The sequence below is a fragment of the Enterococcus sp. JNUCC 77 genome, from assembly GCF_054819945.1.
Genome location: NZ_JBTHIG010000004.1, coordinates 66,530 through 85,699, shown reverse-complemented (window position 1 = coordinate 85,699; position 19,170 = coordinate 66,530). Strand labels below are relative to the sequence as shown.

At 34.1% G+C, this 19,170-nt stretch carries 19 protein-coding genes and 1 pseudogene; 2 read left to right on the top strand and 18 right to left on the bottom strand.

What is annotated here, in order from left to right; all coding sequences use genetic code 11:
* Positions 1–57: 57 nt before the first annotated feature.
* From ACVWNY_RS18950 to ACVWNY_RS18870, 17 genes are all read right to left on the bottom strand, one after another.
* Complete coding sequence (locus ACVWNY_RS18950; protein WP_454072507.1) at positions 58–2,190, bottom strand: hypothetical protein; 2,133 nt, start codon at positions 2,188–2,190, stop codon at positions 58–60.
* Between the two features lie 75 nt (positions 2,191–2,265).
* Positions 2,266–2,406: a hypothetical protein gene (locus ACVWNY_RS18945; RefSeq protein WP_454072506.1), complete on the bottom strand. Its 141-nt coding sequence runs from the start codon at positions 2,404–2,406 to the stop codon at positions 2,266–2,268.
* Between the two features lie 42 nt (positions 2,407–2,448).
* Positions 2,449–3,162, bottom strand: coding sequence for a DNA-methyltransferase (locus ACVWNY_RS18940; RefSeq protein WP_454072505.1), 714 nt, complete (start codon positions 3,160–3,162; stop codon positions 2,449–2,451).
* Positions 3,163–3,462: 300 nt separating this feature from the next.
* A complete protein-coding gene (locus ACVWNY_RS18935; protein ID WP_454072504.1) occupies positions 3,463–3,762 on the bottom strand; it encodes a hypothetical protein in 300 nt (99 codons plus the stop codon).
* A gap of 75 nt (positions 3,763–3,837) precedes the next feature.
* Positions 3,838–4,158, bottom strand: coding sequence for a hypothetical protein (locus ACVWNY_RS18930; protein WP_454072503.1), 321 nt, complete (start codon positions 4,156–4,158; stop codon positions 3,838–3,840).
* Positions 4,159–4,188: 30 nt separating this feature from the next.
* On the bottom strand, positions 4,189–4,383 hold the full coding sequence (locus ACVWNY_RS18925; protein WP_454072502.1) for a hypothetical protein: 195 nt from the start codon (positions 4,381–4,383) through the stop codon (positions 4,189–4,191).
* 54 nt (positions 4,384–4,437) lie between these two features.
* Positions 4,438–4,830 (bottom strand): hypothetical protein, encoded by a 393-nt coding sequence (locus ACVWNY_RS18920; protein WP_454072501.1) that lies wholly within the window; start codon positions 4,828–4,830, stop codon positions 4,438–4,440.
* Between the two features lie 12 nt (positions 4,831–4,842).
* The gene (locus ACVWNY_RS18915) at positions 4,843–5,178 is read right to left on the bottom strand and encodes a hypothetical protein (RefSeq protein ID WP_454072500.1); all 336 of its coding nucleotides are present in this window, start codon (positions 5,176–5,178) and stop codon (positions 4,843–4,845) included.
* A 376-nt stretch (positions 5,179–5,554) separates the two neighbouring features.
* On the bottom strand, positions 5,555–5,914 hold the full coding sequence (locus ACVWNY_RS18910; RefSeq protein ID WP_454072499.1) for a hypothetical protein: 360 nt from the start codon (positions 5,912–5,914) through the stop codon (positions 5,555–5,557).
* A gap of 74 nt (positions 5,915–5,988) precedes the next feature.
* Positions 5,989–7,338: a M23 family metallopeptidase gene (locus ACVWNY_RS18905; RefSeq protein ID WP_454072498.1), complete on the bottom strand. Its 1,350-nt coding sequence runs from the start codon at positions 7,336–7,338 to the stop codon at positions 5,989–5,991.
* A 29-nt stretch (positions 7,339–7,367) separates the two neighbouring features.
* Positions 7,368–8,339: a class A sortase gene (locus ACVWNY_RS18900; RefSeq protein ID WP_454072497.1), complete on the bottom strand. Its 972-nt coding sequence runs from the start codon at positions 8,337–8,339 to the stop codon at positions 7,368–7,370.
* Between the two features lie 117 nt (positions 8,340–8,456).
* Entirely contained in the window at positions 8,457–11,114 is a 2,658-nt protein-coding gene (locus ACVWNY_RS18895) for a VaFE repeat-containing surface-anchored protein (protein ID WP_454072496.1), read from the bottom strand.
* Positions 11,115–11,191: 77 nt separating this feature from the next.
* Positions 11,192–11,974 (bottom strand): hypothetical protein, encoded by a 783-nt coding sequence (locus ACVWNY_RS18890; protein ID WP_454072408.1) that lies wholly within the window; start codon positions 11,972–11,974, stop codon positions 11,192–11,194.
* Positions 11,975–12,099: 125 nt separating this feature from the next.
* Positions 12,100–13,275, bottom strand: a complete 1,176-nt coding sequence (locus ACVWNY_RS18885) for a peptidoglycan amidohydrolase family protein (protein ID WP_454072495.1) — start codon at positions 13,273–13,275, stop codon at positions 12,100–12,102.
* 11 nt (positions 13,276–13,286) lie between these two features.
* Positions 13,287–13,424 carry a hypothetical protein gene (locus ACVWNY_RS18880; protein WP_438721341.1) on the bottom strand — a complete coding sequence of 46 codons (138 nt, stop codon included), beginning with the start codon at positions 13,422–13,424 and terminating at the stop codon, positions 13,287–13,289.
* An 809-nt stretch (positions 13,425–14,233) separates the two neighbouring features.
* Positions 14,234–14,365 (bottom strand): hypothetical protein, encoded by a 132-nt coding sequence (locus ACVWNY_RS18875; RefSeq protein WP_454072494.1) that lies wholly within the window; start codon positions 14,363–14,365, stop codon positions 14,234–14,236.
* A gap of 879 nt (positions 14,366–15,244) precedes the next feature.
* A complete protein-coding gene (locus tag ACVWNY_RS18870) occupies positions 15,245–16,273 on the bottom strand; it encodes a replication initiator protein A (protein WP_454072493.1) in 1,029 nt (342 codons plus the stop codon).
* Positions 16,274–16,697: 424 nt separating this feature from the next.
* Between ACVWNY_RS18870 and ACVWNY_RS18865 the strand changes: the two genes are divergently transcribed.
* Both ACVWNY_RS18865 and ACVWNY_RS18860 read left to right on the top strand, forming a co-directional pair.
* Positions 16,698–17,516, top strand: a complete 819-nt coding sequence (locus ACVWNY_RS18865) for an AAA family ATPase (protein WP_454072492.1) — start codon at positions 16,698–16,700, stop codon at positions 17,514–17,516.
* Position 17,517: 1 nt separating this feature from the next.
* Positions 17,518–17,910: a hypothetical protein gene (locus tag ACVWNY_RS18860; RefSeq protein ID WP_454072491.1), complete on the top strand. Its 393-nt coding sequence runs from the start codon at positions 17,518–17,520 to the stop codon at positions 17,908–17,910.
* A gap of 431 nt (positions 17,911–18,341) precedes the next feature.
* Here the strand turns inward: ACVWNY_RS18860 and ACVWNY_RS18855 are convergent.
* Positions 18,342–19,116: pseudogene (locus ACVWNY_RS18855) on the bottom strand (Y-family DNA polymerase); the annotation flags it as partial.
* Positions 19,117–19,170: the final 54 nt, after the last annotated feature.

Here is a 19,170-nt window from a genome sequence, read left to right as displayed (position 1 = left end):
GCACATTACCTCCAACAAAAAATTTGTATGACCTTCTTGTATTTTTATATGAGTAGGTCATATATCCTTTAAATCATTTTTTAGCTGTTTTAAAGATTTTTCTTGTTTTTTTATTTCTGAGATTATGGTCTCTTTTTCTTCGTTATTTTCAATTTGATTGACCTTTTCTTTAGACTGTTCCAATTGAGTCGTTAGTTGATTGATCTTATCGTCCATTTCTTCATAGGAACTAATCTTATCTGATAAGACTGTGTCATTTGATTTTTCCTCAAAAAGCTTCGCTTTCTTTACATCACCTTTCTTCAAGTAGCAATAACCAATAACAGCATATCTTTTTTCCCAATATCTTTTAGGTATCATTCCCTTTCCTTCTTGATATTGAGTAATTGCTTCGTTGTAGTCCTCACTGAATACAGCTAAATCAAAATTACCTAAAGGTGTCTCTGTTTCTTTGTTAATCGTTTTTAATTCATCTAAGGCGCCTGTATTTCCATCTAATACTTTATTATATAAAGCGTCTACTACTTCAAATTTCCTATTCGGGTAGTTTTCTATAGCAGCTTCATAGTCTTCACTAGAAATCATAGTGTCAAAAGGTGCAATATAAGTGATCTTCTTGTATACACTAAAACCTAACCCAAAAACGATTGTAATCATGAACACTGAAAAGATCACTATTTTTACTTTTTTTGTGACGTATTTGTCTATCATTTCCCTAAAACTGATTTTTTCCTTCTTTGTTTTTTCTTTTTGTTGCACCTTGTTACTGTCTTCCGCTTCTCTTCGTGACAAAGTTTTTTGTAATCGCCTTTCTTGTTCTTGAAGGAGCTCTGCAACTTCAGCTTTTGTTAGAGAATCATTCAAGTGTTCAGCTTCTTTTTGTTTTTGATAAATATTAATATCAGAAAGTATTTCAGTTTTTAATTCGGGTCTTCTCATTTCCATATATCTTTTTGAAACAACTTCATAAGAAGGTTTTACTGTCTCTAGATATTTTTGAAACTCAGAAATTAGATTTTGTTGCTTTTCAGAAAGCTCTTCAAAGTGTTGATTTTCGATAGAAGATATTCGACCCTTCAAATCAGAATAATGGTTATCCCAAGTCAGTTTAAATTCTGTGGTTAACCAGGTATCAAACTGATAATCTAACGTGTTGATAGCTTTATTTTTTCTTTTGAAGAAGGTTTTACTTAAATCCTCTAATTGCTTTTCATAGGCTAACTCAAGCTTTTTTTGTTCCTTTGAAAGTTCTTCATTTAGAGAAAATATCTTTTCTCTTTTCTTCTGATCAAATTCGTTTTCTTTCTCTTGATAAGCAGTTATTAGTTCTTCTTGATTATCATAATGAATAAGTTGATTTTGTAGAGAAATGGATTTTGAATAGGATTCAGCTTCCAGGTTTTTATTTTTATTTTGATAAATACCATTCACTTCTTGCTCAAGCTTAGAAGAGTATTTATGAAGCAATTTATTAACTTTACGCGCTTCTTGGTTGTATTTCTCAGTTTCATATTCAGGATCAATGACAGAAATTTTTTCTTTAGAAACGTTCAATGTTTTTAAGTAATTCACATCAACTTTGACACTCAATTTTTTTTCTTCTGATACTTCTCTTATTACCTCGGATTTATCACTAAAATCAGGTTCAGTTTTTTGGTCAACTATTCCTACAGGAATCTCTTGTTCTTCCTGCAAATCCTCTTGTACTAGTGGTGCATTAATTTCTTCTGAATCGACTTTTTTTGGAGTCACCTTATTAGTAGCTGAATCGGCTACAACAGCTACTTTCGAAGGATTTTCATTAAATTCACCAATAATATTTTGATACATTTGATTGGCTGTCTCTAAATCTTCTTCATTCACAATACTTTCTTGTAGCAAACCTAGAAAGTCTGTTTTAGCGATTTTTTTGGTGTCTGTCTTCAAAGTATAGTGATCAAAATGAGGTACGGTTATACTTATCGTGATTTCCCTATTGATCATATTGTTTTCTCTTAGATTTTGTTGAAGAGTCTGATAAATTTGCTTAAAAAGCATTGGAGGTAAAAGTATAGGTTTGCCTTTTAACTTTTTGACTTCTTGTTGTAAATCAGGCTGACCTTGAAGGATTTTCATAATAACTTTTTTATTCGGAAGAGAATCTATCGTAAACATTAAGCTTTCCTCTTGAATAGAATCTTTACGTTTCACTAAATTATGTCCCTCCTTTCTTCTTTACTTGGACAAAGAAAAAAAGTGTTGAATCAACACTTTCAAGTAACGCAATCATTCAACATTTTTAAGACCTTCTAAAACACTATCAAAGAGAATGCGTAATTCCTCAACAGTTAATTCTCCTGGTATCTCCCAACCTATCAGGACCGGTTTTTCTTCTTCTAAATAATATTCTACTTTCAATTCATCCATATTTTCTCCTTTCACGATTCCACAATCTCCGTCTTTTGCTGACTACCCGAATAAATTCATTTGGATATTATTGTTTTTAATTCTCGTCAAAGACGTCTCATAATATGCCTTATTGAGTTCATATCCTATATAGCGCCTTTCAGTATTCAAACATGCCACTGCAGTTGTTCCGCTACCCATGCAGTTATCCAAAACTAAATCTCCTTCATTAGTGTATGTTTTAATTAGATACTCGAATAATGCTAATGGTTTCTGGGTAGGGTGCAGTGCTTCTTTTTGAGTATCCATACTAAATACTTGAACACTCCTCGGAAACCTTTCAGTGGAATCATAAGCATTATCAACATTAACAAATCCGTATAATTCAGATTGATGCTTAACTGTTCTTTTTGAAGTTTTTCTTTCATGTCCAATTGTTTTTTGTGGATTATAAGTGCATTGCTTTTTATAAAACACTGATATATTTTCATGATTTCTCATTGGTTGTCTGTTTGCGTTAAGAAATCCAGTTCCTTTGATTTTGTCCCAAATCCAATCATATTTGTAAATATCCAAGTTACTCATCCGTAACATACTGCTAAATGGTTCTGTCCCAGTTAAAACAATCGCTCCATTATCTTTAATGATTCTCATGTATTGTTCCCATAACGGTTTAAAAGGAATTATTACATCCCAGCTGCAATTTGTGGTGCCGTATGGTAAATCACAAAGGATCATATCGATACTCTCATCAGGAATTTTTTTCATGCCAATCATGCAATCTTCGTTGTAAATAATGTTAGTTTCCGTCGTGTTCACCTACTTTCTATTTCCGCTATTTCTTTCGATTATTGACTAATTAAGTATGAAAAGTACAAAGCCGTACTTAAAAATAGTATTAGCAAAACTACAAGCATGAGCCCACTCCTAGTAATCTTAAGAAGAGAAAAAGCTTGTTCTTCTTTCCCTTGAATCTTAAACACAATGATTAGTATTACTAAAAAGGTTCCAATAACAGTTATGAAATTAGACAAAATACCCCTAGCCAACTACCCCCCTCTTATAAAACTACTAATCTTAATCGATATATTTAGGTATGCCTTGTTCATAATAAAACGCTTCGGACACACAATAATCTTCACTTACTGCTTCAATATGAAGTTTAGCCTCATCAATTTTTCTGAATTTCATTTCTTTTGGTTCAGTTGCATGGTTTGCTATAAAAATACATTCACCTGAGGCATAGCTAATCAATTCTCCTAATGTAACAGTCTCACTTTTAAAGTCTATTGTACAGACCATAATTTCAATGATATTTTTATTTTTGTTTTGCTTGGTAATCGTTCTAAATTCGTATCTTATATCAGGGAATTTCATTCAAATCGAAGCTCCTCTACAATTGCACGTGATTTTTTAGTAACGGAATAATTTTTTTCTTAAATCAGACGAAATTTATAAATAAATAAGTTTTCTCTTTTCCAAAAACTGTAAAGAATGTATTCTTCCTCTGATTTGATTCATAAAATCTTCATATGCCATTTTGAACAACTCATAATTATAAGTAAGAATAATTACTTCTTGATTATTCAAATTTTCAATTATTTCCGTAGAGAAATTTTCTAATTGTGGTATTAATAGATATTCTTTAAAATCAATTTTTTTTGATTCGGAATTGTAAATAGTCACTGCTTCTTCAAATCCATCACCAATTATTTCAATGTATTCATTAAAACTCATTAACGTTTCCACAATATAAATATTTTTATCTTGCACAAAATCACACCCTTAGCACTTGCTTGACTATTATTTGGAACTAGTCGTGTTACATTTCTGATATTTTCTTTCAAAATAATTTTTGATATCTTCTTCTGTTACATTTTTTGAAGTTTCTTCTTGACATTCTTTTACAGCAACTTCAATCTTACTATTTCTACTTTTTCCAATTGTCAGAGCGTTTGATTTTGATTCATTTTTTCCTGTGAATTTTGCTAAAAACATATGATAAGCTCCTTAATTCAATATTCCTCATCGACCACGGCTAAATAGATAATTTCAACCAAAGATTATTCTAGTTATTATTAAAGTAATCATTGGTAATAGTATTCCTATACCTAATGCAAAACCTACAACAAAGCAATTACCCAAAAGAATCTGATTATCATCTTCTTTTTCCAGTCTAAATCTCAAAATTTTTGAAATACAAAACCAGAAGAAACATATAATTAGAATGATTGTCATATCAACAATTGATCTTTCGGATAATACAGAATCTAATATTTCATAATGTTGGACATAAACGTCTTTGACATAGATACCATAATTAATCCTTTCAGAAGAAATCGCATAGTAAATCAAATAGCCTAAAATAAGGATTTCGCCGATTGTTATTCCTTCAATAAAATATTTATTTATGCCATATAACTTTTTCGTATTACTGAATTTCATAATGAATTTCCTTTATTCAAATTGCCCAAATGATACTCCCGATTCTCTAATAGCTTCTACTATTTCATCATCTTCACCATACTTTTTAATGAAATAAGTTGATATTTCTTCTTTAAATTCATTAAGATATAGTAAAATACCTTCTCGATCTGCATAAGTATTTACTTCTAAAATATTTCCATACTTTTCTATCAATTCGACATCTGTAATGACATCAAGTTTTTTTAATTCATTTACTAAATCTTGTTCTGTTGTTTCAGGTATCCAAAGCCTTTGAGAAAAATTTTGGTAAAGTTCATCAATAATGCGCCATTTCAGAGAAGTTCTTTCAATTGAGCTTAGTTTCATATAACCGTTCCTTTCTTACTTAGAAAATGGAAAGACCTACCTTGCCTGACAATCGAACTTTGGATCAATAAATACTATTTCGCCTGTCCCTTCATTTAACAGTCGTAGAGCCTCTGCAAACGATTGTTGATTATTCATTTCAAAACACCTCTCTTGTTTTTGTGCTACAAACTGTTTTCCTTTGTGATTCTTAAGTGCCAATCTGAATTCGGATCAATTATTTCTCCTCTATAAATAATAGATTGATGATGATTATTTTATTTCAAGAAATTTTCCAATCTTATCGAGATATCCTTGTCTTTTTTCTTTAAATTCCTTTTCCACCATTCTGATAAACTCACTCCTTCAACAAAATCTCACGCCGTCTATCAACGACTTATTTTTTTTTATAATTTTGATTTAAGTAGGCTTCAATGTGGTCTCGGTGAATCTTCATTTCTGGTATGACAGTCATAGAATAGTAGCCGACACGGTGAATAGAATCTTCTACAGTCTTTTCATCATAAATACGACGCCCACTTTTAATTTTCACAAGTATAAACCGTCCGTTATTTTCGAGAACCACTCTTTCTGTATCTAGTAAGCGAGTAGCATTTAATTCACCCTCCAAGACTAATTCCTTGTACTTTTCAGCTTTTAACCAAATTGATTTTAAGTAGTTTTTTCCTGAAAAAATAAGTGTAATTTTTCTTTTTTCATTGATTGGCAGTATTAAACTTTGTCCTTTGCCCCCCATTTCTTCTTTCCCTTCAAAAAAAAGCTACCTAACAAAATCTTTGCTAGATAGCTTTTTTACTATTATTTTATTTTTTAAAAAATGACACTTGCAGGATCAATCAACATAGACTGTGATAAACTTGCGTCTTTACAAATTTCCAAATGCAAATGTGCCCCTGTGCTGTTTCCTGTTGAACCAACATAGCCTATGATTTGACCTTGTTCTACGTGATCCCCTGCTTTGACTGAATATTGTTGTTGGTGAGCGTATAAAGTGGTCATACCGTCGTCATGTTGAATAACCACATAATTGCCCCAGCTGTAATGATACTCAGCTTTAATGACTGTCCCTGCTTTACTAGCATGAATCGGCTCACCTTGACTGGCTGCCATGTCTAATCCTCGGTGAAACTCACTACCTCGATTACCAAATGGACTAGAAATCGTATAGTTATTGACTGGAACTGCGTAGCCAGTAGCACTTACTGGTGCCCCTTGTACTTCTTTGTCATACTCTGTTAAATCGTAAGTCTCAATTAAACCGTTTAGTTTTTGGTTATATTGCGTATCTGTGGCATATTTTCCTGTTAAAAATGCCGTTGCGTCTTGATAGGTTGGCGCATTACTTTTCCAAACGCCTGAATAAAACTCGCTGTTCCCTGAAATGCCTTCTTTTAACAAGGTGGCATAGTCATTGAAGCTATCTTCATAATCTTCATAGACTCTAAAGCCTGCTTGGGTACTGTAAAGATTGCCATTCCCGAAATCTTCTTGGGTAGCCATAGAAACACTTTTACCATTATGGGTTCCTTTAATGCCGAACAAATTATAGTTAGGCGCTTGAGCTAATGTGCTTTGACCTGACGCTGATTCTAAGATTGCTTGTGAGATCATGACTGAGGCATACAAATCTTTCTCTTGCCCGATTTTTCTTGCTGACTCGCCAATTTTACGAATAAAACTATCTACTGACTCATCTTTTTCAAAATGGATCGCGCCATCATTTGTGACTGTGGCAGACGGTACATATTGCGTTAGATCGTTAGTAGCTGGTTGATTAATCGTAGTTTCCGGTGTTGGTGTTTCTTGCGGTTGTTGTGGTGCTTCTGGTGCAGTGTTAGGAGTTTCCTGTTTTGGCTCCTCACTGCTAGGTGTTGTTTGACTGCTAGAAGTAGTGGTATCGTCTGTAGGCTTGGTACTTGGTACCGTTGAGCTTTCACTACTACTTGGCGGTGTACTGCTTTCTGTGGTGCTAGAGGAACTAGTAGAGCTTTCACTACTCGTAGTGGTTTCAGAACTACTTTCAGTTGTGGACGTGTCTTTTTCTACCTGTTCCGTTGAATCTTTCGGCTTATTTTCTTCTGCAAATACATTCAATGGTACTGACATGAATGTCTGTGCTGAAATCAAAAGCGCTGATAAAATCTTGCTGAATTTTTTCAAAAATTGATCTTCCCTTCTTGTTCAATTAACTAGCTGCTTATTCGTTTTAACATCTGTTGGCTAAAAACTAAAAGGAAAATAAATATCCCTGCATAGCCCACCATTAGTTGAATAAACCAATCATTCATCAGTTGAAAGCACACAATACAAAACCGCTGAAGCCCATTGTATCGTGATTCCTTGCCCTCTTTGAACTGATTCTTTTTATTATTACTGTTTTTTAAATTGCTGTTTGCTTGTTGATTATCAGTGGTTTCAGTTGTGGCACTTGTTCCTGTATCAACTTTTTTGTACAAACCTAAAGCTTCTTTTACTTCTGGTGTGGCTTCTTCGGCTGGATACGACCTGCCATACTCACCTTGTACCACTGCTCGATTAGGCGTGTTCATGCCCCCTTCACAACGTATAAAGGTAATCTTTGCTTTTTCTTCTTCTTTTGGCAGGTCTAAAACTTCACCATTGGCTTGATTGACAACCTCGTTTTTTGTTGTGAAATATTCATAAACAGTCGTAAAATCGGTGGCGTATATGACACTTGATAATTGTGTGTTAGAAATCCGTCCTAAAGCGCCTCCGCCTTCTACTAAGTTATGAGCCAATAAAACATAGTTGCCTTTGCCTAAAGCTTGGTCGGGATAATAAGTCCCTACCCCTACCATTAAATTCTGATTACTCATTCCTGCTAGTACCTTGGTTCTAATATTGGCACTAGGAATGTATATAGCACCAATTCCCCACTGATTGACAATCTTTTCATAATTCAGTTGTGCCTTCGCATACTCACTAGGTGACACTGGTTTAATTGAATCAGGGTCAAAATTGGCTTGATCGTTTAATTTTTCTGTTGCTTCTTTTGTTTCCTTTTTTGGTTGTATTTGGTGCGTCATGCTTATGTCGTTATCCGTTGTTTTCAACAAGGAATAACCGTAAAAACATAATCCTGCAAAGACTAGCCCCACAATAAACCATAAAATAGGTAATATTCTTAGAAATTTTTTCACGTATTCCTCCCAATTGAAAACTAGAATAGACACAAGAAAAAAGACACATGATAGACACTAAGCGCCCTTTCAGGCGCTTAGTGAGAAAGTTTGGTTCTTTGTTTATAGCCTTCCCGCTTATTCTTTTACTTCTTTTTTGCGGTTAAGATATAATACAGTTGCAATTGCTCCAACAATTGCAAGCATTACGACAGCGGCTAAAACTTTTTGCATATCGCTTAATGATCCCCATGTTTGAGGGATTGATCTAGTTGTTGTTGAAGATTTAACAGGCGTTGTAGGGACATTGACAGTTAATTGTTGTTTCACTTCGTCAATGTTCTTTTCGCTTGTTAGTTCTGTACCTTTAGACGATAAAGACTCATAAGCAACTAATACTTTGCCTGCTGCTTGTGATAAATCTAAGTTTTTAAACGGTACATCTACATAACCAGTTAATAACGTTACTTCTTTTAATTTAGAAAATTCAGTAGCCGTGTCATTTTCTTCTTTTGTAGCTGTATCATCGGTTTCAGTTGTGTCTTTGTCAGTAGTTGTTGCTTCAAGAGTTTTAGCTTCTACTTTTGAACCAGAGTTAGCAGTTTCTTTGTCTGCTTTATCTGTGTCTTTTTCAGTGTCTGCGTTGTCTTTAGACTCTTTAGCAGCTGTATAGTAGTCTTTGGCAAGAATTTTAGAAGTAACTTCTCCATCTTTACCAGCAGCAATATTCAAAGTTCCTGTTACTTCTTTACCTAATGGATCAGTAAATGGTTTTTCAGTTTCTTTATCCATGATTGATAAATCAAATTGATAAGGCTGACCAGAAATTAAGTTTTCATAATACACACGGTCATAACCGCTTACTTTTTCTAATGGGTCAGGGTTTTTAACTGCATTATTATTGTTGTCAAAAGCGAAAAATTCAGTGTGGATTTTAGGTTCTACAAATTGAATAGATTCTGCTTCATTGTTTAAATCACTATGAGAAGCTACTTTTTCCCATTCTTTAATTGATGGGTTGTAGTATTCTAATTCATTTGTAAATACACCTTTTTTACCATTCATGCCTTCAGCATTAAAATCGTAATAAACATTATGAACAAATTTTGCTTGTTTAGCAGTAAATTCTTCTGTCTTCTTCAATGATTCTTCGCCTAACTGTTTACCAGTTCCAAATTCAACATAATCAGTTGTTAAGCGTAATTGTGCATTTTCAGGCAACTGTTGACCGTCAATCATGACTTCATCACGTAGTTTTTGGTCTTTTAATGGATTAACAAATTGCGCACCATCAACATTACTTGCTTGTGAATCTAAAGCAACTTTCACTGTTGGGTTTTTCACCACAAGTTCGTTTCCACCGTCTTTAATGACAATTGTTCCTTTAGAAGTAGCAGGGTCAATGTAATGTCCTGCGATTGTTGCGATTTCTTCGTAATCAATTTTTGTGCCTTCTTCATAAACAGGTGTTTCAAAATTACCTTTTGCGTCAGTAGTGTAAACTTTTGTTGCTTGTTTTTTACCATCTGGCAATGTTGGAGTGATATTGAATTTTGCGCCAGCAATTGCTTTGCCATTTTCATCAATTTTCTTTAAAGTAAGTTTTCCTTCTTTAATGATATTTACTTTGACATTTGTATCTGTTGAAGATGGGTCTAAGTTTCCAGCAGTCGCTACTGTCTGCTCATTAGGAGATGACCAAATTAGAGCTGTCTCAGCTAAAGGAGAAGTTTTTCTAAGTTTGACGTTTCCACTTTTAACAGAATCAGATGTTGCTTTCAATGTTAACTTGTTACCCTCTTTAGTAACCTCAACACCGGTATTATTAGCAGTAACGTTCATTAAATCAATGCTATTGTTATTATCAATCAGTACAGTTGATTCTCCAACTTTAAGATTAATTGTTTGTCCATCAAAAGAAGCAGGTCTGTACCACTGTTGCATTTTAGATTCAACATCAGCTTGATAGGCTTTGAATCCTTCTAAATTACCAATTCCGCCTACTTCTGTAACATCCCAACCTAAGCGAGACCACACTAATAACTGAGTATACCCTGACGCTACATCATCGGAAGCGTCTTTTGCACCAAAATTCATTACATCATTAATATTTTTATACGTTTGATTGGAGATGTCCATAGGTTTAGATGTGTAATCTGAACCGTTACCAAACAAAACATTTGGGTCGATGCAATAGGCATAACGCGAACCTATATAGTGATGATTCATAATCGGGTAGCGTGAAGTTGTTCCATGGCCAGTCAATACATAATTCATATTAAACGAATTAGAACTAGCAATAGCACGAGTCATGGCTTTCATTTTGAAAGGAATATTTACTTCTTCGCCATTGTCATTTTTCATAGTGACTGAGGCACCAGCTGGCTGATATTCACCGAAAATAGCCAGTCCTAATTGTTCAATTTCTTCATTACTTAAACCAGCTGTATTGTATTTCGCTGCTCCTTCGCGCTCTGCCAATTGTTGAATTTGATCTGACGTAAGAGCTTGATTAGCAACACGTTCTACTGGTTGGCTTTCTACAGTTTTTTCTTCTGTAGTTACTTTCTCCTCAACACTATTATTAGTTTGAGATTTAGATTCCTCCGTATTCTTTTTATTTTTGTTCTCCTCTTTTGAAGAACTGTCAACGGTCGATTCTTTTACACTCTCAGTCGTTGATTGAGTAGTTACTTCCGCCAAAGAAGCAACTGGTGCTACAAAGGTACTTGCCCCAACTGACAATAACATTGCAATAGTCGCCAGTTTGGTTCTTAAAATTCTACCTTTTTTCATTGTGTTTCCTCCATTTCTTATATTTTTATATATAAAAAAGCACCTAGAGTTTTCTCTAAGTGCTTTAAAATATCTGATTATTTAATTTCTTGCCCTGTTGCCGAATCATATAAATAAAATTTAACTGTGTACCAATATTCGCCGTTAGTCATTTTTACAGGTTCAATAATATATGCCCAGCCTTTTGTTGACATAGGATCTTCATGTAAGATAAACCAACCCACATAAAAATCACTATTTGGATCATTCCACATTACTTCTGCTTTATCTCCTGCAGTATCCATATCTTTTTCTAAAATACCGCTATTGCCGATTGGGTCAACTGGTGTCGGTGTTACTGGTTTTTCAGGTTCTACTGGTTTTTCATCAGTCCCACTATAAAAAGCGACACCTTCATACTTCCAACCTTTGCGAACTAAGTAGTCGCATTCTTGCCCATTTGTTGTAAAGTGATGGGTCCCTGTTCTTGCATTGGGATTGTACATACGGAATACTTCTGTTTTTCCACCTGAATACCATGCTACCCCTTCATAGCGCCAACCTTTGATTTTCAAGTTGTCTCGTTCACTAGCACTTAATGTGTAGTGGTGATCTGCTGTGTTGGGATTTAACATACGATAAACTGGTTCACCGGAACTTGGTACCGCCCATGCTGTCCCTTCGTCTCTCCAACCAAATTGCGAAATATACGGAATTTCAATCGTATTTGTCGTAAATAGATGTTCCCCTGACGTCGGGTTGTATGCACGGTACAATGTTGTTGCCTCTGTTTCTTGTGCGTTGGTACTGGCAAATACTCCCACTGCCAATACTGCGCCTATACCTAAAACAACGTTTCCTAATACTGTTCTTGCTTTCATTTTTTTCTCCTTCTAGCTGAATCCCCAATTTTTGCTTAATTGTTGGAAGATTTGCTGATATAGTTGTTAACAGTTTGAAGCGTTCTAATTATTAAATTATAACAAAATTTCATTTTAAAATGAAATTATTTCAAGCGATACCACTTTGTCGGTGTAGGGCCTGTCCGCCCTTCAATCTGTGTTTCACTTATGCCATTATCAGCTCCATTACAATGAACAATTGTAGTGTTACTGGAAGCAATGCCTGTATGACCTGCTGCACCGTTTGAATTGCCTTGATCACCTGAAATAAAAATGTCTCCCTTACGAACTTCACTTCTTGAAATTTCAGTAAGGACGCTGCCATTTAACCATGATAAGGTACTGGTATTTCCTAGTGTTGTTCCTTGTGGTAAATAGCCTGCTTCAATTAATGCTGAATACACGGCACTTGAGCAGTCATATTGCTTTGGACCATTTCTTTGAGGAATCAACATGCTGTAAGTAATACCTATATCTTGACGTACATAAAACCAATCTACTAATTTATCTACTTTGCTTCTTGATCCTACGCTAAACCATGCAATACTTTCACTCTTCCAACCAGAATCCATCAGCCATTTTCGCTCTGAGGTATTCGTCGTATAGTAGTGAGATCCAATTCCTTTTGCATTTGGATTGACTAACCGATAAACGGCTGCTCCATCATAAGGCGCATACCATGAAGTACCTTCATCTTTCCAACCTGCTCTTACTAAACCATTTTTTTCTGTAGTTGAAGTGGTATAGTGGTGTTCGCCTGTATTGGGATTGTATACACGATAAACAGCATTTCCTGAGGAGGAACCGTACATGGTGACTCCTTCATCTCTCCAACCTGCCTTAACTAATCCATCTTTTTCAGCTTTGCTTTGGGTAAAGAAATGTTCCCCACTGTTTGGATTGTAAGCTTGATAGATTGGTAATTGATCTACCGCTCTCGATTGATAGGCTTTAGCTTCTTGTTCTTGTTGGAACTGTTCGCTAGGTTGAATAATGTTTCCGCCGTTTGCATTTGCGATTTCGTCTTCGCTAGGCTGTGGATTTTCACCTTCTGTGATAGGTACGTCAGACACATCAGAATCAGACACACTGTCTATGGTGCTTTCTACTGTGGCTACAGCTGAATCTTGTGTTTGTGTGGAACTTATTTCGTCTGCCTGTGAGACACTCCCTAGACCTAACAGACCGACAAATACGGTTGCTGCTACAAGCCAACGCTTCCCTGATTTATACAATTTGTATCGTTTTTTTACTTCACCTAAACTAAACTTTTTTCTCATTCCTGTTCCTCCTAATGATTAAATGAATACCCTGCTTTATGTTCAAAAGTTGCTAGTAACAGCTTTGCTTGTCTCTCTGTTCCATGAGTCAATGATTCAAAACGAACGCCACCATCAACTCTTAAAACTTGTACTACCCAATCCCTCATTGGCTATTTCACCCCTTTACAAGAAATCTTTTGTTGCTAAATAAAACGTGTTTTCTCTTTTTTCGTTTGTTGAAAACTGTAAATCATACATAAATAATTTCGACTAGTTTTTTGGCGTCCGTAACTAGAACCCTATAGAACAACGGTAAATGCTCGATTACTTTCGTAACGTCATGGCAAGTGCTCTAATGTATTTGCAGCATACGACATGAACCCCTCTAAATGTTTCTAGGATACTATGCGTTTCCCCATTACCGGAAACCTGATCAAGTTTTTCATTGATTGTGCGTGAACCCTCCCCCCTTAGTAGCTGCTCTGATTAGGCAGGGTGCTATGTATTGCTTTGAAAATTGCTTTCCTTGGTGTTTACCACTTACTTTCATTGCAAGTGTTCATTGTCGAAAAGTCCTGGATAGTTGCGTTTGCTAAAGGAACCGAAACCCCTTTCCAAAGACGAATACTGCCTGAAATCAATACTGATTATTTTATGCTGTACGTCGCCTAAGCCTACTCCTATTCAATTCTTTACTCTCCAAGTGCCACAATTTCGCCACATATTTTTCAAGCAAACGAAAAAAGAGAAAATATTATTTTGGATCTCTACTTTGTTTTAATGTATTTACTGAAGCCTTTCCCTGTAAGTAGTAAAGGCTGTCCTAATGCTGTTCTTCTAGCAATTAATACTCGGTTTTCATCATAGACATGCTTAATTCGTGGATAGATATCTTTGATTGAGACTGTTTCAAGAATATTTTCATGTTTCTTAGCCCCAATGTAATAGTCCTCTACTTTTTCAGCATTCCAGCCCTTTACAAAATATTTAACACACCGTCTTTTTTTCGAAAGGTACCGTTTTGATCTTCAACTTTTAACGGCGGTTCATAAACAGTTAATCTTTTTCCAAAACGGCTAATATCGGCAATCCCAATTTGTTTTCGCATACCAACACCCTTTTTCCTTTCATTAGAAATTTAAAAAATGAATATTATGATTGCTTTCATATCAAGCTTAATCCACACTATATCGAACATACGTTCTTTTTGTCAAGTGAATTACATAACTGTCAAGCGAGAAGTTTTATCAATCGTTGCGAGTTTATTAAAAATTTTGACTGACAAAACTTCTCCCTCAAAAAATATAATCGCTTATGCTAGACATGAATTTTATTCCATGACCACAAAAAGAGGCTGACACATTATCGTGTCAGCCTCCTAACTTTGTCACATCTTATTCTGCTTATCTAAAAAATCATAAATTTTGCCTTTGAAACTTTCTGATTTCTTACAAGAACCCCTAAAGAAATATCTAAAAAAAGTATTCTAAAGCCTGTAAATATGATATTATTTAGACTGTTGCAGAGCAATCTGTAACAAAGCGGAGCGTAACCCGATATTCCTGTATCGGCACTTGCTACTTCTATGATCCATTCAAGGACGCCAATCCTTGTTTGGTAGAGGTAGTAAGGGCTCTGCTATTTGTGGTAAACAAGTTACGTCCACCACAAGCGATTATATTTGCAATACAAAAACTATTTTAGTTTTCGTATTTCAGTCGTTTCATTGCCACAAGAATACCACACAAAATATTTTTTGCAAACAATAAATTTCATTTTCACCGAGGAAACCGATTTAAAATATCGTTTTTCTCTTTTTTTTTGTGCAAAACAGACTATTCTTACCAACAAACAAATGAACAACAACCTAGCAATCACTTTCTATCATTATTTTATCATAATACTAATACTTATACAACAATAACGAAAAACAAAAAAACATTAGAAAAAACGTTATTCAACACATGATTTTTAATTATTTTTTAATCTACAGCCAGCTGTCCATACTTACGTCTGGCAAGGATTCTTGGTTTTGATCTTGTTGAATAAGAGCTATTGGTTTTTCAATAAACCAATTACGTACATAAATAAAAATGAGGTTCTGGATATCCTTTACTTTTTCTGTTTTATTCTTCTGATATGCCTTTAGTAATGTTTGATAGAGTTCAGCTTCTGCTTTTATCCCTTGTTGTTCTAACTCCTCAAAAACAATTGTGATCCCAGCTTGTTGTTCTGCCTTGTATTTTGCATTGTGAATCGTTTTAACAGTTTGCCTAGCTATTTCATACGTCGGTGAGAAAGTAGCTATGAGCTGTAAAACTTTATCTGGAATAAAAGTCGGTATCTGAGAACTATGGCAAGTTTCGACAAAGTTTTCTAGCAAAATTTGATTTTGTAAGTTGTCTTTTTCAGTGTCTATTAAGTGTCTATTAGTATCTATGTTATTATTATTAAGTTCTTGTTTGATTTTCACAAGTCCGCTGTTATCAAGGGTTTCAGCATTATCAGGGTGACTTGTGATTTTCACAAGTCCGCTACTAGCAAGATCTTTAGCACTTTGATTATCGTTAATGCGACTTGTGATTTTCACAAGTCCGCTATTAGCAAGATTTTCCTCTCTTTTTTGCATTAAATAAATGTCATTTTCTGTAACTTCCAATTCTGCTAAATATAAACGATTTTTTTTATTTTTTCCTGTTGTCTTGTCAAATCCCATGCGTTGCTGCTTAAGTAAACTAAATTCTTCTAATTCTTTTTTTAAGTGAGAAACTTTTTGTGATCCACAATTTAACATTTCTTGTAACTCGGTATTGGTAAACTCAAAATAAACATGACCATTTTCATCTTTCCAATTTTTTAACATAGCTAATTCTAGTCTGGATTTCAAAAGCATGTATGCAATCTTAGCACCATCACTTAATTTTCGATAAGTCTTATTTTCGACAAAAGCCTTTGGAAATTGGTAATATATTTCGTTATAGATTCTTTTGTCCGTAAAATATTTAAAGTGATCCATTTTTCTAACTCCTTGTCTGTTATCAGTTGGTTTTTCCTAAAACGAAACTGAGTCAAATTCAATTTAGATTATTTTACTGACGTTGTAAACATAAACTTTTTAAATAAGTATCAATAGTATACAGGTATACCAGTATACTGGTATACTAAATAATTTCTAAAGTATACCAGTATACCTTCTGCTTAGTATACTAGTATACTTATATATATATGATTTTGGAACTATTGCAATGGTGCTAGTGAAATAAGTACAATTATTGAAGTATACTAGTGTAAAAGTATACGAGTATACCAGTATACTTGGAACAACTTTTTGAAAATATTCGTTAGTATACTGTTCTACTAATGCTATAATTTTCTTGTGTTAATAAAATTGCTATGGTATACTTTCGCTAACATAACGAAAGTATACAGGAGGTAATGGTATGAGTGAGACATATGTTGTTGGTAATTTTAAAGGTGGAGTTGGAAAAACAAAAACTGTTACTATGTTGGCTTATGTGAGTGCTAATGTAAAAAAAAGAAGAACGTTAGTAATAGATTTGGACCCCCAAGGAAATGCAACAAGAGTGTTAGCCAAAACAGGTAATTTAGAAAATATTGAAAAAAATGTAACTGATGGATTCCTAAATGGTAATTTGGAAGATCAAATTATTAATGTTATGGAAAACTTAGATATGATCGCGTCAAATACTGCCTTTAGGAACTTATCAAAAATACTAATGTCCAAATTTCCAGATAATGAGGATAAACAGATTTTTTATTTAAGCGAATTAATTGAACCGTTAAAAGAAAGTTACGACAGTATATATATAGACGTTCCTCCTACTATTTCCGATTACAGCGATAATGCTATGATTGCTGCTGACTACTGCATAATAGTCTTACAAACACAAGAACTCGCTTTAGATGGTGCTCAAACTTATATTGCTTATATGCAATATCTAGCAGATAACTATGCTAATAACTTACAAGTATTAGGAATTATTCCTTGTATGTTAAGACCTGGTGGACGAGTAGATAATAAGGTACTTAAACAGGCTCATGATCTATACGGAAATAATGTTTTAGATACTATAGTTAAATACCAAGAAAGACTTAAAGTATATGATGTAGAAGGTATCAAAATCAATCATTCCTATAAAGGAAAGCCTGATAGTTGGGACTTGAAAGCACATCAAATTTTCTTAGATGTTTTAGATGAATTAGACGAGCATGAATCTTATTTGGAAGGAGTTCAATAATATGAAGAAAGACTTTCAACCATTAATTAATAACTCGAATTCCAAGAAGACTACGCTTAAAGATAAAAAAGTATCAATCCAAGGAAATAGTGATTTTGGAAGAATAGAAACACCAAGTGTTAACCAATCAAAAGAAAGTAGCAACAAAACAAATAAAAGTCATAATGATCCAAGAATGAAAGCAACTATGACTCAAAAAATATCACCATTAGTTAATTTGAAAATTAATACCTTAAAACCCTTTTTAGGGGAACTAGAAAATATGCCTAAAGCAACTGTGAATGAAATTATTGATTTACTTGTCGATTCCTATGTAGGCGTAAGATTAACTACACGACAACAAGAAGCTTTCAAATCCATGTTAGATTTACAAACTGAATTATTAAAGAAATAAAAGTTCGAAAACCAAAAGTAGAAAAGTATACTAGTATACTTTTCTGCTTTTGCTATAAATAAACCTAATAAGTAAAATCAAGCTAAGAGGACCATATACAGTTTCCACAAAAATAGTAAATTTGTAGGAAATGGTTGTACACTTTTGTCCATAGCTTTGGATTATCATTTAAACGAGTTAATCAAGTGATGCAAAGTTTGCTCTCTTTTTTTAATCTAAAATATTCATAAAGTAGAAAAGTATACTAGTATACCAGAATGCTTTTCTACTTTTGAAAAGTATATAAACCATGTCTGTGAAGAACGATTTTTCTTTTTGTTCTTTTAAATATTATTACAATAAATGAGATTTAAAACACCGAAAAAAATTGGCTGGATACGTGTCTCTTTTATTCCTGATTGTAAGGGTATAGACGGATAAAATAATTATGCTGTTCTATCTACATCATTAGCGTGATAATAATATTGCAAACTCAATATCCTAATCGCGATTTCAGCGTCCAAGGGTCTGCATGTGCCAACTCTTTTATGGTGGTAATACCCATATCTCTAAAGCGTAGCTTCATTTTTTTTCCAATACCCCAAAAATCAGTCATGTTTTTAATGCCCCAAACTTTGGTAGGGACATCTTCATATTTCCATTCAGCAACAAATCCATCATTATGTTTTGCTTCATTATCTAGTGCTAACTTTGCAAGCAAGGGATTGTCGCCAATTCCTACAGTGCAAACTAAACCAGTTTGTTTCTTCACTTCAGATTGTATGATTTTAGCCAGCTGTCGGCGCTTATGACTACGTGTCAGCTGTCTGTAAATAGGTTAAGAGAATACTCTACCTTCAAAATCGACTCGTCAACGCTGTAAATCAGTAAATCCTCATCAGCAACATAATCTCGAAAAATATTATTGATTTCAAGATTTCTTTTGATATATAAATTCATTTTAGGAGGTGCTAAAATTAAATCTTTTGGCAAAGGATAGGGGAGATCATTAAAACGAGATACATTTGATATTCCCATGGTTGCTTTAGCTACTGGGGAAGAAGCTAAAATCAATCCATTGCCACCAACATCGTCAGCAGTAGACAACACGACTAAATTAGTGGTTAATGGATCAAGCCCACGATCCACACATTCTACGGACGAGTAAAAGGATTTTATGTCGATTAGAAAATAATCGGATAGCGGTTCTTTACTATAATCTATCATTAAAGGTCACTCCTTCATTGAAATTATACCGAACGTATGTTTGTTTTGTGAATT